This window comes from Candidatus Protofrankia datiscae (genome assembly GCF_000177615.2).
Lineage (GTDB): Bacteria > Actinomycetota > Actinomycetes > Frankiales > Frankiaceae > Protofrankia > Protofrankia coriariae.
In genome coordinates this window covers 3918117-3932490 of the sequence record NC_015656.1, presented here as the reverse complement: position 1 = coordinate 3932490, position 14374 = coordinate 3918117, and the positions used below count along the sequence as shown (strand labels likewise).

9 protein-coding genes are annotated in these 14374 nt (G+C 73.4%); all 9 read left to right on the top strand.

From position 1 onward, the window contains the following. Positions 1-1061: 1061 nt before the first annotated feature. The 9 genes from carA to FSYMDG_RS16340 all read left to right on the top strand — a co-directional run bounded on the left by carA (position 1062) and on the right by FSYMDG_RS16340 (position 14236). The gene (carA, locus tag FSYMDG_RS16385) at positions 1062-2153 is read left to right on the top strand and encodes a glutamine-hydrolyzing carbamoyl-phosphate synthase small subunit (protein WP_043606826.1); all 1092 of its coding nucleotides are present in this window, start codon (positions 1062-1064) and stop codon (positions 2151-2153) included. 241 nt (positions 2154-2394) lie between these two features. Next, positions 2395-5790, top strand: coding sequence for a carbamoyl-phosphate synthase large subunit (carB, locus tag FSYMDG_RS16380; RefSeq protein ID WP_013874511.1), 3396 nt, complete (start codon positions 2395-2397; stop codon positions 5788-5790). A gap of 10 nt (positions 5791-5800) precedes the next feature. Beyond that, positions 5801-6682 carry an orotidine-5'-phosphate decarboxylase gene (gene pyrF / locus FSYMDG_RS16375; RefSeq protein ID WP_013874510.1) on the top strand — a complete coding sequence of 294 codons (882 nt, stop codon included), beginning with the start codon at positions 5801-5803 and terminating at the stop codon, positions 6680-6682. Between the two features lie 231 nt (positions 6683-6913). Further along, positions 6914-7231 carry an integration host factor, actinobacterial type gene (mihF, locus tag FSYMDG_RS16370; protein ID WP_013874509.1) on the top strand — a complete coding sequence of 106 codons (318 nt, stop codon included), beginning with the start codon at positions 6914-6916 and terminating at the stop codon, positions 7229-7231. Between the two features lie 372 nt (positions 7232-7603). Continuing rightward, complete coding sequence (gmk, locus tag FSYMDG_RS16365; RefSeq protein WP_013874508.1) at positions 7604-8149, top strand: guanylate kinase; 546 nt, start codon at positions 7604-7606, stop codon at positions 8147-8149. Positions 8150-8403: 254 nt separating this feature from the next. Then, positions 8404-8688: a DNA-directed RNA polymerase subunit omega gene (gene rpoZ / locus FSYMDG_RS16360; protein WP_013874507.1), complete on the top strand. Its 285-nt coding sequence runs from the start codon at positions 8404-8406 to the stop codon at positions 8686-8688. Positions 8689-8883: 195 nt separating this feature from the next. Beyond that, positions 8884-10275, top strand: coding sequence for a bifunctional phosphopantothenoylcysteine decarboxylase/phosphopantothenate synthase (locus FSYMDG_RS16355; protein ID WP_013874506.1), 1392 nt, complete (start codon positions 8884-8886; stop codon positions 10273-10275). Between the two features lie 41 nt (positions 10276-10316). Next, entirely contained in the window at positions 10317-11510 is a 1194-nt protein-coding gene (metK, locus tag FSYMDG_RS16350; protein WP_013874505.1) for a methionine adenosyltransferase, read from the top strand. A gap of 125 nt (positions 11511-11635) precedes the next feature. Continuing rightward, entirely contained in the window at positions 11636-14236 is a 2601-nt protein-coding gene (locus FSYMDG_RS16340; protein ID WP_013874504.1) for a primosomal protein N', read from the top strand. Positions 14237-14374 lie beyond the last annotated feature (138 nt).

Sequence of the window (14374 nt, the reverse complement as noted above, 5' to 3'; positions counted from 1 at the left end):
TCTCCGTCTACGACCGTGGCATCCGGGTGGACCGGGCCGGTAACGAGCCGTTCTGGATCCCGCGGGAGGCCGTGCGCGGCGCCCGTCTCGAACGGGCGCACGCCGGCAAGGTCGCCGGCGTCGGACGCATCATCGTCATCGCCTGGTCGCTGGGCGCGCACGAGCTGGAGACGGGCCTGCGCGGGGACGACCGGGCCCGCCAGCCCAAGGTGGTCCGCGCCGTGCACAGCCTGATCGGCCCGGGGCCGGCGCCCACCGACGGCGAGATCACCAGGCCTCATCCGGTCGGCCGGGCGGTCTCCCGGCTGCGCCCGCGGGCGCTGGGCGCCGCGGCCTCGGGGCAGGCTGCGGGGCAACGGCCCACGGGCGCCCGGCCCACGGGCGGGACCGGGCCGGCCGGCGGGAGCGGGCCACCCGGCGGCGGCACGCCACCAGGCCACGGATCGGGCGCGCCGGGCACGGCGGGCGGCCCGGTGGTGACGGGCGCGGCGACGGTGCCGGGCCTGCCCCGGCCACAGGGCGCTTCGCCCACCGGGCCACAGGGCGCTTCGCCTACCCGGCCACAGGACGGGCCGCCCATAACGGTGGTCACCCGCCCGCCGTCATCCACCGCGGCGCACGCCCCGCTGCCGCAGCCGGCCCCGCCCGTGCCAGGGCAGGCCGCGCCGGGCTATCCACCGGCCGGCGGGCCCGCTCCGGCGGGTGACACCGGTGGCCCCGGTGGCCCCGGTGGGCAGCGGCGCCCGGCTGGTGAGGCCGGGCACACCGCGCGGGCCGGCGGCCAGGGTGGCGGCCCGCGCGGTTATGTCGATCCACTGACATCTCCGCTGGGGGAGGTCGTCCGCAAGATGAAGGACACCTGGGTGAGTGCCCCGGCGGGCCTGCGCGGCGGCGGCCCGCCGGAACAGGCCGGGGACGTATCGCAACGGATTGGGGACGCGGTGAGCGTAGGCGGGGACAGCTCCGGCGGTCGAACGTCGGCGGCAGGTGGCCTGCCCGGCCACCTGCGCGGGCCGGCGCGCTCCACCGCGTCGCACGCCAGCCACCCGGATGTCCGGCTGATGCTGGAGGACGGGCGCCACTTCGTCGGCGAGGCGTTCGGCGTGCGGGGGGAGGCCTTCGGCGAGGTTGTCTTCGCCACCGGTATGACCGGCTACCAGGAGACCCTCACCGACCCGTCCTACCACCGGCAGATCGTGGTCATGACCGCGCCGCACATCGGCAACACCGGGGTCAACGACGACGACAACGAGTCGGAGCGGATTCACGTCGCCGGCTTCGTGGTGCGCGACCCGAGCCGGATCGCCTCGAGCTGGCGGGCGCGACGCACCCTCGACGACGAGCTGGCGGACGCCGGGGTGGTGGGCGTCAGCGGCATCGACACCCGGGCCCTCACCCGCCACCTGCGGGAGCGCGGGGCGATGCGGTGCGGCATCGGCCCCGCCACCGAGGACCCCGGTGAGCTGCTCCAACGGGTGCGGACGAGCCCGAGCATGGTCGGCGCCGACCTGGCGCCGCAGGTGAGCACCCGCGCGCCCTACGTCGTGCGGGCCGCCACCGACGTCCCCTACTTCCGGGTGGCCGCGCTCGACCTGGGCATGAAGCGGGCGACCCCGAACGCGCTGAGCGCCCTCGGCTGCGAGGTGCACGTCCTGCCGGCGCGCAGCGGGGCCGACGAGCTGCTGGAGCTGACGCCGGACGGGGTGTTCCTGTCCAACGGCCCGGGTGACCCGGCGGCGGCGGACTACGCGGTCCAGGCGGTGCGCCGGGTGCTCGACGCGGGGGTCCCGGTCTTCGGGATCTGCTTCGGCAACCAGGTGCTGGCCAGGGCGCTCGGCTTCGAGACGTACAAGCTGACCTACGGCCACCGCGGGGTCAACCAGCCGGTGGCCGAGACCGCGACTGGCCGGATTATGGTGACCAGCCACAACCACGGCTTCGCGGTCCAGGCGCCGCTCGACGGCGTCACGCAGACCCCGTACGGGCGGGTCGAGGTCAGTCACGTGGCGTTGAACGACAACGTGGTCGAGGGGCTGGCCTGCCTGGACGTGCCCGCGTTCAGCGTCCAGTTCCACCCCGAGGCGGCGCCGGGCCCGCACGACGCGCACGGACTGTTCGAGCGCTTCCGCGACCTCATGGCCGCCCGCCGGTGACGCCCGACGGTCCTGGCTGTCCGCCGGCAGGCTCTGGCGGGCACGGTCGCCTGCTGGTGGTGCCCAGCGGACACGGCGCTGTGGGGCACCGCGACGGGTCGGGTATGGGACGCTGCGAGCCGGCCCACAGGCCGGCCACCCGGGGGCGAGCCACCCCGGGGCCGGCGGGCCACCAGCCGGGTGCCCGCGGGGCGGGCCGGGGGGCGGGTAGGCGGGGACGCGGACGGGAGGGCGTGCGCTGATGCCGCGGCGGGAGGATTTGACCAGCGTCCTGGTCATCGGGTCGGGGCCGATCGTCATCGGCCAGGCGTGCGAGTTCGACTATTCCGGGACACAGGCGTGCCGGGTGCTGCGTTCCGAGGGGCTGCGGGTGGTGCTGGTCAACAGCAACCCGGCCACGATCATGACCGATCCGGACATCGCGGACGCCACCTACGTCGAGCCGATCACCCCGGAGACGGTCGCCAAGATCATTGAACGGGAGCGCCCGGACGCGCTGCTGGCGACCATGGGCGGGCAGACCGCGCTGAACACCGCCATGGACCTGCACGCCGCGGGCGTCCTCGACCGCTACGGCGTCCGCCTGATCGGCGCGAACATCGACGCGATCCGCGCGGGCGAGGACCGGCAGGCGTTCAAGGACATCGTGGCCGCCGTCGGCGGCGAGACCGCCCGCAGCGCCATCTGCACGACCCCGCAGGAGTGCCTGGCCGCCGCCGAGGAGTTCTCCTACCCGGTGGTGGTGCGCCCGAGCTTCACCCTCGGCGGCGCCGGCAGCGGTTTCGCCCACGACGCCGACGAGCTGCGCCGGATGGCCGCGGACGGCATCGCCGCGAGCCCGTCCTCGGAGGTCCTGGTCGAGGAGTCCGTGCTCGGCTGGAAGGAGTTCGAGCTCGAGCTGATGCGCGACCGGGCCGACAACGTGGTCGTGGTCTGCTCGATCGAGAACGTCGACCCGATGGGTGTGCACACCGGCGACTCGGTGACGGTCGCCCCGGCGATGACGCTGACCGACCGCGAATACCAGCAGATGCGGAACATGGCCATCGCGGTCATGCGCGCGGTGGGTGTCGACGCGGGTGGGTGCAACATCCAGTTTGCCGTGGATCCGGCGACCGGGCGGCTCGTCGTGATCGAGATGAACCCCCGGGTCTCCCGGTCGTCGGCGCTGGCGTCGAAGGCCACCGGCTTCCCGATCGCGAAGATCTCCGCGAAGCTCGCGCTCGGGTACACCCTGGACGAGATCCCCAACGACATCACCCGCACCACGCCGGCCGCCTTCGAGCCGGCGCTGGACTACATCGTGGTCAAGGTGCCCCGGTTCGCCTTCGAGAAGTTCCCGGGAGCGGACCCGACGCTGACCACGACGATGAAGTCCGTCGGTGAGGCGATGGGGGTCGGGCGCAGCTTCGCCGAGGCGCTGCAGAAGGCGCTGCGTTCGCTGGAGCAGCCGTCGGCGGTGTTCGGCTTCACCGGCGATCCGGGGGACGCCGAGGAGCTGCTGGAGCGGGCCCGTATCCCGCACGACGGGCGGCTGCGCACGGTGCAGCGGGCGCTGCGGGCCGGGGCGGGCCGGCTGCGGGTGACCGAGGTGACCGGCATCGACCCCTGGTTCGTGGAGCAGATCGACCACCTCAACCGGGTCGCCGCCACCATCACCGGTGACCTGGTGGACCTCGCCCCGGCCGACCTGCTGCGGGCCAAGCGCCTGGGCTTCTCCGACGCCCAGCTCGCCGACCTGCTCGCCACCACCGAGGACGCCGTGCGCGCGGCCCGCCACCGCGCCGGCATCCGGCCCGTCTACAAGACCATCGACACCTGCGCGGCCGAGTTCGCCTCGGCCACGCCGTACCACTACTCGTCCTACGACAGCGAGACCGAGGTCGCCCCCAGCGACCGGCCCCGGGTGATCGTGCTGGGCAGCGGGCCCAACCGGATCGGGCAGGGCATCGAGTTCGACTACGCCTGCTGCCACGCGGTGATGGCGCTCTCGGACGCCGGCTACGAGACGATCATGATCAACTGTAATCCGGAGACGGTCTCCACCGACTACGACACCGCCGACCGGCTCTACGTCGAACCGCTCACCGTCGAGGACGTCCTGGAGGTCGTCCACGCCGAACAGCAGGCCGGGGAACTGGTCGGTGTGATCGTCCAGCTCGGTGGCCAGACCCCGCTGGGCATTGCCGCGCCGCTGGCCGCCGCCGGCGTCCCGATCGTCGGGACGGAGCCGCGCGCGATCCACCTGGCCGAGGACCGCGGCCTGTTCGGGCAGGTGCTTGCCCGAGCCGGGCTGCCCTCGCCGCCGCACGGGGTGGCGACCTTCTTCGACGAGGCCCGCGCGGTGGCGGAGCGGATCGGCTACCCGGTGCTGGTACGGCCGTCCTACGTCCTCGGCGGGCGCGGGATGGAGATCGTCTACGACGAGGCGATGCTGCGCGGCTACATCGAACGGGCGACCGAGATCAGCCCGCAGCACCCCGTCCTGGTCGACCGGTTCCTCGACGACGCCGTCGAGATCGACGTGGACGCGCTCTACGACGGCACCGAGCTGTACCTCGGCGGTGTGATGGAGCACATCGAGGAGGCCGGGGTCCACTCCGGTGACTCCGCCTGCGCGCTGCCGCCGATCACCCTGGGACGCGGCGAGCTGGAGCGCATCCGCGAGTCCACCCGGCTGATCGCCGAGGGCGTGGGCGTGCGTGGCCTGCTCAACGTCCAGTACGCGCTGCAGGCCGACGTGCTGTATGTACTGGAGGCCAACCCGCGGGCGTCACGGACCGTGCCGTTCGTGTCCAAGGCGACCGCGGTGCCGCTGGCGAAGGCCGCCGCCCGGGTGATGGTCGGCACGACCGTGGCGCAGCTGCGCGCGGAGGGGCTGCTGCCCGCCCACGGCGACGCCGCGATCCTGCCGCTGGACTCCCACATCGCGGTGAAGGAGGCGGTACTGCCCTTCGGCCGGTTCCGGGACGTCGGCGGCCGTGGGGTGGACACCGTGCTCGGCCCGGAGATGAAGTCCACCGGCGAGGTGATGGGCATCGACGCCGGTTTCGGCGCCGCCTACGCCAAGTCCCAGGCCGCCGCCTCCCTGTCGCTGCCGGTCTACGGCCGGGTGTTCGTCTCCGTGGCCAACCGGGACAAGCGGGCGATGATATTCCCGGTCAAACGGCTCGCCGACCTGGGGTTCGTCGTCTACGCCACCGAGGGGACCGCGCAGGTGCTGGGCCGCAACGGGGTGCAGGCGGTCGTCCTGGGCAAGCACTCCGTGCCCGACCCGAACCTGGTCGACTGCGTCGAGATGATCATATCTGGTCAGATCAACCTGGTGATCAACACACCGTGGGGGGTCGGGCCGCGGCTGGACGGATACGAGATCCGGGCGGCGTGCGTGGCCACCGGTGTGCCCTGTGTCACCACGATCCAGGGCGCCGCCGCCTGCGTACAGGCCATCGAGGCGCTGGTGCGCGGCGACATGGGCGTGCGGCCGCTGCAGAGCTTCCACGCCGGGCTGCAGGCTGCCTGGGAGCAGCCGTACGACCCCGACGCCAACCAGCCCGTTGACGATCAACGTACCGGCGGGCCCGGCACCGGGCGGGCCTCGGTCGGCGACACCCACCGGCAGACAGTGATCGGATGATGGTGGCCGGATGACCGCGTTCCCCCGGACCCGGCTGGGCAGCTGGACGTCACGCCCACCCCTGGCGGTCGCGCTGGACGTGCCCGACGGGCCGGCCGCGCTGCGCCTGGCCGCGGTGGTGGCCCCGCACGTGGCCGTCCTGAAGGTGGGTCTGGGGCTGTTCCACCGGGAGGGGCCCGGCGTCGTGACAGCCCTGCGGGACGTGATCACGGACGGGCCGCGCGGGACGGACGGTCTGTCCGGCGCGGCCGCGGACGGCCGGTCCGGGCCGCTCGCCGACGGGCTCACCAGCGTTCCCGCCGTCCCGGCCGCCCCCACTGCCGCGGCCAGCGCCACCGAGGAGCGGGTCGGGCTGTTCCTCGACCTCAAGCTGCACGACATCCCCAACACGGTGGCCGCGGGGATGCGCTCCGTGGCCCGGCTGGCGCCCCGGTACGTGACGGTGCACGCCGCCGGGGGCGCGGCGATGGTGCGTGCCGCGGTCGACGCCGCGCCCGACGTCGAGGTCGCCGCGGTGACCGTCCTGACCTCCCTGGGCGGCGCGGAGCTGGCCGCCGTGGGGTTTGCCGGGACACCGTTGGACGTCGTGCGCAGGCTCGCGGCACTGGCGGTGGCCGCGGGTGCCCGCGCGGTGGTGTGCAGCCCCCGGGAGGTTGCCGCGGTCCGTTCGGAAGTCGGAAGTGATGTGACTCTTATCACGCCCGGTATCCGTGCGGCAGGGTCGCGGCCCGATGATCAGGCGCGTGCCGCAACACCCGCCGAAGCTGTCGACGCAGGTTCCGATCTTCTTGTGGTCGGCCGTCCGATCATCGCCGCCGACGATCCGGGGATGGCCGCGGCCCGGTTCGTGGCCGGATGGCGACCCGGCCACGGTGCCGCTGACCTGGTGTGACATCACACAGGCCCCACTCCGGCCATCTCGAGGGGATCTGCCCGGTACGGTGGTCCGCGAGCGACCGAAAGCAAAGGGCGCGTGTGGCGGCAACCCGATTCAGGCCAACGTATGGACCCCGTCCTGTGGACAATAGTCCGCAGATGTGCCCGTACCGCCGGCTGGACCGAGACGCCCGTTATTCGCTAACTTGCGCGGCGCCGCGATCACCCCAAAGAAGGAGGCGTACCCGTGCCCCTGCCGCCCCTCACGCCCGAGCAGAGGGCTGCTGCCCTCGAGAAAGCTGCGTTGGCGCGTAAGCAGCGTGCGGAACTCAAGGAACGGCTCAAGAAGGCGGAAGTGTCCCTCGCGTCCGTCCTGGAGAGAGCCGACACCGACGAGGTCATCGGAAAGATGAAGGTGGCCGCTGTTCTGGAATCCCTGCCCGGCGTCGGCCGCGTCCGCGCCACAAGGATCATGGAGAGGCTCGCGATCAGCGACAGCCGTCGCCTGCGCGGCCTGGGCGCCAAACAGCGTGCCGCACTGGTACAGGAGTTCGCGAGTTCCTGAGCAACACCGGTGGCCGGCAGGCAAATGACACATATCTCTGGGCGCAGTGGGGTTGGTACGGCGTCCCGGCAATGGTGACAACCACACCGCGCCGGGCCGCCGTACCGACGTTTCTTTGCCGGCGCGTCTCTGCCGGTGCGCCACCGGGCGTGCGCGCATGCGGGCCCCGCACGGCCAGGCCGGCGAGGAGAGAGGCGGGCGGACGGCCGCGGGCCGCACGCGGGCCTGCTCGCCCAGGTCACCCCCGTTACCCGGTGACCGCCACGGTGGGTCGTAACACCGGGCGGTACACCGTCCGACCACAGTCGGGACCACACTCCGACCCGATCATGTTTTTTTGAGTGTGCGGCCGCAACACACTACGGTGTATGGATGCGGCTCACCGTTCTGTCCGGTCCGTCAGGCGTCGGGAAAGGGACCGTCGTCGCCGAGGTGCGTCGACGCCACCCCGAGGTCTGGGTTTCGGTCAGTTGCACGACACGCGCGCCGCGCCCGGGGGAGACCAACGGGGTGGAGTATCACTTCGTTGATGTCGAGGAGTTCACCCTGATGGTCAAGAAGGGTGAGCTTCTTGAGCATGCGATGTTCGCCGGTCATGCCTATGGAACCCCCCGCGCGCCGCTGGAGGCCCGTCTCGCCGAAGGGGTGCCGTGCCTGCTGGAAATCGAACTTCAGGGCGCCCGGCAGGTACGTGCGGGTATTCCCGACGCCCGGTTCGTCTTCCTCGCCCCGCCGTCCTGGCAGGAGCTGGTCCGTCGGCTCACCGGACGCGGCACGGAGCCGCCGGAGGTGATCGAACGCCGCCTTGACCGGGCCCGCACCGAGCTTGCCGCCGAATCCGAGTTCGACGCGGTGGTGGTCAACGACGACGTGACCCGGGCGGCGGCCCGGCTGGTAGCCCTGATGGACACCGACTAGTGCCTCGGCCGGGCCGTCCGGCCGTCCGCCCTCCCCGCGCCGCCTGCTCTACTGTTATGGAGGCCGTACCGTTGCGGTCCGAGGGTACGGCTGAGGGCGTGGACGCCCACCGGCCCGCGGCCCCGGGTCGCGGGGCCCGGCGGGGCCGCCGCGGTCCCGGGCATCCGCCCCTGACCCTGTTCTCCAGGACCACATCCTGACCATGCTGTCGGTTCGCCAGCGGGCTGACAGCCCCGTGTTTGCGGAAGGACACCGTGTCCGGCACTGTCGCCCAGCCCGAAGGCATCACCAACCCGCCGATCGACGAGCTCCTGGAAGCCACCGACTCCAAGTACAGTCTGGTGATCTACGCAGCCAAGCGGGCCCGGCAGATCAACGCCTACTACTCGCAGCTCGGCGAGGGCCTGCTGGAGTATGTCGGCCCGCTGGTCGACACCGCCAGCGCCCAGGAGAAGCCGCTGTCCATCGCGCTGCGCGAGATCAACGCGGGTCTGCTGACGCACGAGACCGTCGGCGAGCCCCTGCCGCCGGCCTCCTGAACGCCTCCTCGGCAGCCACATGTCGGCCCCGTGCCACACCTGCACCGGTGCCACACGCCACCGGTGCAGGTCCAGGTGTCGCCGGGACGCCCAGCGCCAGCGTCAGCACACCCGGTACATCGGATGTGGGACGCCCGGCGCCCCGGGGTACCCGGTGCCATCGGGGACACCTGTTCCACCGGGACATGACCGTTGATGTCCGCTGACACCGCCGGCAGCGACAACGGCACCGGGAGCGGCACCGGTGCCGCTGTCCCCGCGGCCGTGCAACGTCCCCGCGTCGTGCTGGGCGTCTCCGGTGGGATCGCCGCCTACAAGGCGGTCGAGGTGCTGCGCCAGCTCACCGAGACCGGTCACGACGTCCGGGTCGTGCCCACCGCGGCGGCGTTGCGGTTCGTGGGCGAGCCGACCTGGGCGGCGCTGTCCGGGCATCCGGTGGCCACCGACGTCTGGACCGACGCGGCCGAGGTGGCACACGTCCGGCTCGGCCGGCAGGCCGACCTGGTGCTCGTCGTCCCCGCCACGGCGGACCTGCTCGCCCGCGCCGCCACCGGACGCTCCGACGACCTGCTCACCGCCACCCTGCTCACCGCCCGGTGCCCGGTGATGTTCGCCCCGGCCATGCACACCGAGATGTGGGAGCACCCGGCCACCGTGGCCAACGTGGCCACGCTGCGCTCCCGTGGCTGCCTGGTCGTCGACCCGGCCGTGGGCCGGCTGACCGGCGCGGACTCCGGCGCCGGCCGGCTGCCGGAACCGGTGGAGATCGCCGCGCTGGCCCGTTCCGTGCTGGCCCGTTCGGCGCTGGCCCGTTTCGCGTCAGCCCGCTCCGTGCCGGCTGGCAGCACGCCGGCCGGCCCGGAGCGGGCAGGCACGGTGCCGGACCTCGCCGGCCGGCGGGTCGTCGTCAGCGCCGGCGGCACCCGGGAGCATCTCGACCCCGTCCGCTTCCTGGGCAACTCCTCCAGCGGACGGCAGGGCTACGCCCTGGCCAGGGCCGCGCTCGCCCGGGGCGCGCAGACCGTCGTGGTAGCGGCCAACGTGGCGCTGCCGGACGTCGCCGGGGCGCGCACCATCCCGGTGGTGTCGACCGCGCAGCTGCGCGAGGCCGTGCACGCCCAGGCGATCCAGGCGGATGTTGTGATCATGGCTGCCGCGGTCGCGGACTTCCGGCCCGTGGCGCGGGCGTCCTATAAGATCAAAAAGGGTGACGGCGTCCCCGAGCCGGTGGCGCTGGCACACAACCCCGACGTGCTGGCCGAGCTCGTAGCCGCCCGCCGCCCGGGCCAGCTGCTCGTCGGCTTCGCCGCCGAGACCGGCGGGCCGGGCGTGGACATCGTGACCCTCGGCCGGGAGAAGCTCGCCCGCAAGAAAGCCGACCTGCTGGTCGTCAACCAGGTCGGCGACGGGCTCGGGTTCGAGGTCGACCACAACGCCGCCGTGGTTCTCGGCGCGGACGGCACGCAGACCGCCATCGAACGGACCAGCAAGGACCTGCTCGCGCACCAGGTGCTCGACCTGGTCGTGACACGACTCGCTGTAGCGGATGGCTCCGTTGTCGGCCTGCCCGCCGGTACCCGCCGGTAGACTTCGCCCGAATCAGACTGGATCTCCCAGGGGGTCATGACGTGGCGACGCGCCTGTTCACTTCCGAGTCCGTTACCGAGGGGCATCCGGACAAGATCGCTGATCAGATCAGTGACTCCATCCTCGACGCGATGATCAAGGATGACCCGCGCAGCCGGGTCGCGGTCGAAACGCTGATCACCACCGGCCAGGTCCACGTCGCCGGTGAGGTCAGCACGGACACCTATGTGGACATCGCCGCCGTTGTCCGCGAACGCGTGCTGGAGATCGGCTACGACTCGTCCAAGAAGGGCTTCGACGGCGCGTCCTGCGGGGTGAGCGTGTCGATCGGGTCGCAGTCGCCTGACATCGCCCAGGGGGTCGACACCGCCCACGAGGCCCGGGTGGGCGGCGCCGGCGAGGACGAGCTCGACCGCCAGGGCGCCGGCGACCAGGGCCTGATGTTCGGCTACGCCTGCGACGAGACCCCCGAACTGATGCCGCTGCCGATCGCGCTCGCCCACCGGCTCGCCCGCCGCCTGTCCGCCGTCCGTAAGGAGGGCCGCATCGGCTACCTGCGCCCCGACGGCAAGACCCAGGTCACCATCGAGTACGCCGACGGCCGGCCGGTGCGGCTGGACACCGTCGTCGTCTCCACCCAGCACGCGGCCGACATCGACCTCGACACCCTGCTCGCGCCCGACATCGCCGAGTTCGTCGTCGCCCCGGAGCTGGCCGCCCTCGACATCACCACCGACGGGCACCGGCTGCTGGTCAACCCGACCGGCCGGTTCGAGGTGGGAGGCCCCATGGGGGACGCCGGTCTCACCGGACGGAAGATCATCGTTGACACCTACGGGGGGATGGCCCGCCACGGCGGCGGTGCCTTCTCCGGCAAGGACCCGTCCAAGGTCGACCGGTCGGCCGCGTACGCGACGCGCTGGGTCGCCAAGAACGTCGTCGCCGCCGGGCTCGCCCGCAGGTGCGAGGTACAGGTCGCCTACGCTATCGGCAAGGCGCACCCAGTCGGCCTGTTCGTCGAGACCTTCGGTACCGGTGTGGTGCCCGACGAGCAGATCCAGGACGCCGTGACCGCCGTCTTCGACCTCCGGCCGGCCGCGATCATCCGGGACCTGGACCTGCTGCGGCCGATCTACACCCAGACCGCCGCCTACGGCCACTTCGGACGCCCGGAACTCGACTTCACCTGGGAGTCCACCTCCCGAGCCCAGTCCCTGGCCGCGGCCATCCGCTGACCCCAAATTTTCGCGAAGCGAAAATTTGGGGCCCCTGCCTCTGGGCTTCGTGGGGGGCGCGTCTGTAAGCGGGTGTCCCCGTGGGGGATGGACGATCTGTCGTAGGGGGCTGGTACCAAACAGGTATGCCCGAACAACTTGGGGTCTTCGTCGGGCTGGACGCCGCAGCCGGCCCGATGGCTGGTCTGGCCGCCGGGCCAGCGGCTGGCACGGCCCCACCGGCGGACGGGGTGGCCGCCGCGGGGGTGGATGTCGGCGTGCCGGCGCCCGCTCGGGGTGCCCGCTCGCCTCGCCCGGCGTCCTCGCGAGTGGGTACTGGCAGGAAGACCGCCGCCGCTGTAGGGGCGCCGGTCACCGCGAGCGAGCTGCCGGTCGCCCGGGTTGCGGTGGACGTCGGGCACGCCCATCTGGACCGGCCGTTCGACTACCTGGTGCCGCGGCAGTGGGCGCAGGAGGCCGTCCCCGGCGCTCGGGTCCGGGTCCGGTTCGCCGGCCGGCTGCTGGACGGTTTCATCCTCGAGCGCTGTGAGCGTTCCGAGCACACCGGCCGGCTCGCCTTTCTGGCCAGGGTCACCTCCGCGGAGCCGGTCCTCGCCCCCGACATCGCCGAGCTGGCCCGGGCGGTGGCCGACCGTTACGCGGGCACGGTCGCCGACGTGCTCCGGCTCGCCGTCCCACCCCGGCACGCCCGAGTGGAGAAGGAGACCAGGGCACAGAAGAAGCCTCCCGTCAGCTCGACGTCCCCCGCCGGCCCGCCGGCGCCGGCCGACCCACCGGCACGGCCGACGGCGGCCGGGCCGGCGGTGGATGGGGCTACAGCAGCTGGGACGGCGGTGGCTGGGAGCACGGCGGTGGCGGTGCGGGTGGGGCTGTCCGGTGTCTGGGCGGACTATCCCGACGGGGAGCGGATGCTGGCGGCCCTGCGTGCCGGCGGCAGCCCCCGGGCCGTGTGGTGGGCGCTTCCCGGGCCGTCCTCCTGGCCGGCGATGGTCGCCGCGGCCGTGGCCGCCACGGTGGCGTCCGCCCGCGGGGCGGTGGTCGTCGTGCCCGACCACCGTGACGTCGAGCGGGTCGCCGCCGCGCTGATGGACGTGCTCGACCCGGACGATTTTGTCGCGCTGCGTGCCGATCTCGGCCCGGCCGAACGCTACCGGCGCTTCCTCGCCGTCCGCCGCGGGCAGGCTCGGGTGGTCGTGGGAACCAGGGCTGCCGTGTTCGCTCCGGTCACGGACCTCGGGCTGATCGTCGTCTGGGACGACGGGGACGACCTGCACGCCGAGCCGCGTGCCCCCTATCCGCACGTCCGGGACGTCGCCGTACTGCGTGCCCGCCAGCAACGGGCGGCGCTGATCGTCGGTGGCTGGTCGCCGTCGACCGATGCCGAGGCGATGGTGCGCGTCGGCTGGGCATCGGCCCTGATCGCGCCGCGCCCGGTGGTCCGGGCTGTCGCGCCCCGGGTCGAGGCGACGGGCTCGCAGGTCGAACAGGCCCGGGATCCGGCGGCGCGGGCGGCGCGGCTGCCGTCGCTGGCCTGGCGTGCCGCGCGGGACGCGCTGGCCGCGGGCGCGCCGGTTCTCGTGCAGGTGCCGCGGCGCGGGTACCAGCCGTCGCTGGCCTGCGCGGGCTGCCGACGGCCGGCCCGCTGCCGGCACTGCGGGGGGCCGCTGGGACGCCACGGCGGGTCCGGGCCGCCGACCTGCGGCTGGTGCGCGCGGGTGGCGGTCGGCGTGCGGGCCGACGCCCACCACCCGCCGCCGCCGCCCGGGGCTGCCCCGCCGCCCGGGGCCGCTGACGCCGGCGGACGGCCCACCAGGCCTTCCGCGACGGCCCCGGTCAGACCTTCGGTGCCAGTCCCGGCCGGATCCCCGGTGCCGGCGCCGGTGCCGGCCGAGGCCGGGTGGCGGTGCCCGTACTGCCGGGACGTCCGCTTCCGCGCGAGCGTCGTCGGGGACAGGCGCACCGCCGAGGAGCTGGGACGCGCCTTCCCAGGGGCCGTCGTGCGCACCTCCGGCCGGGATGGCGTGCTGGCGACCGTCGCGGCGGCGCCCGCGCTGGTGGTGGCCACCCCGGGGGCCGAGCCGGTGGCCGACGGCGGGTATGGCGCGGTCCTGCTGCTCGACACGTGGGCGCTGCTGGGCCGCCCGGATCTGCGCGCGGCTGAGGAGACGCTGCGCCGGTGGTGCGCGGCGGCGGCGCTTGCCAGGCCCGCGGCGGACGGCGGCCGGGTCGTCGTCGCCGCCGACGCCGGGCTCGCGGTGGTCCAGGCGCTGACCCGCTGGGATCCGGCCTGGTTCGTCCGGCGGGAGGCGGATGAGCGGGCTGCCCTCGGCTTCCCGCCGGCCACCCGCGTCGTCGCTGTCGAGGGCAGCGCCGGCGCGGTTGCCGACCTGGTCGCGGCGGCGCGGCTGCCCGCCGGCGCCGACGTGCTCGGCCCGGTCCCGCTGGAGGAGGTGGACCGCCCGGCCGGCGCCGGGACGGCGGGCCGGCCCGCTCCCGCTGGTGAGACAGGTCGATCCGTCCCCGCCGGGCGGGCGGCCCGGCCTGCTCCCGTCGGGGACGCGGACGCGTCGGAGCTTGCCGGGCAGCGATGGGAACGTGTTCTGGTGCGGGTTCCCAGAGCGCAGGGGCAGCAGCTCGCGGCCGCGCTCAAGGCAGCCCGCGGCGTGCTCGACGCCCGCCGTTCCCCACCGGTGCGGGTCATCCCCGATCCGATCACTTTGCTGTGATGGTGCTGTGATGATTATGTCTCGTGTAAGTTACGTAATGTAATAAATTCGTTCCTGATGGACGTGTATTTTGATGGATACACGTTGCGGGCGCGGGATGATGCGGCTTGGGGACGACGACGCAGGCGCGGGACGCAC

Coding starts and splice junctions, on each gene's coding strand:
- FSYMDG_RS16340 (WP_013874504.1), top strand. CDS start 11,636: ATGCCCGAACAACTTGGGGTCTTCGTCGGGCTGGACGCCGCAGCCGGC.
- carB (WP_013874511.1), top strand. CDS start 2,395: ATGCCGCGGCGGGAGGATTTGACCAGCGTCCTGGTCATCGGGTCGGGG.
- gmk (WP_013874508.1), top strand. CDS start 7,604: ATGCGGCTCACCGTTCTGTCCGGTCCGTCAGGCGTCGGGAAAGGGACC.
- carA (WP_043606826.1), top strand. CDS start 1,062: ATGCTGGAGGACGGGCGCCACTTCGTCGGCGAGGCGTTCGGCGTGCGG.
- pyrF (WP_013874510.1), top strand. CDS start 5,801: ATGACCGCGTTCCCCCGGACCCGGCTGGGCAGCTGGACGTCACGCCCA.
- FSYMDG_RS16355 (WP_013874506.1), top strand. CDS start 8,884: ATGTCCGCTGACACCGCCGGCAGCGACAACGGCACCGGGAGCGGCACC.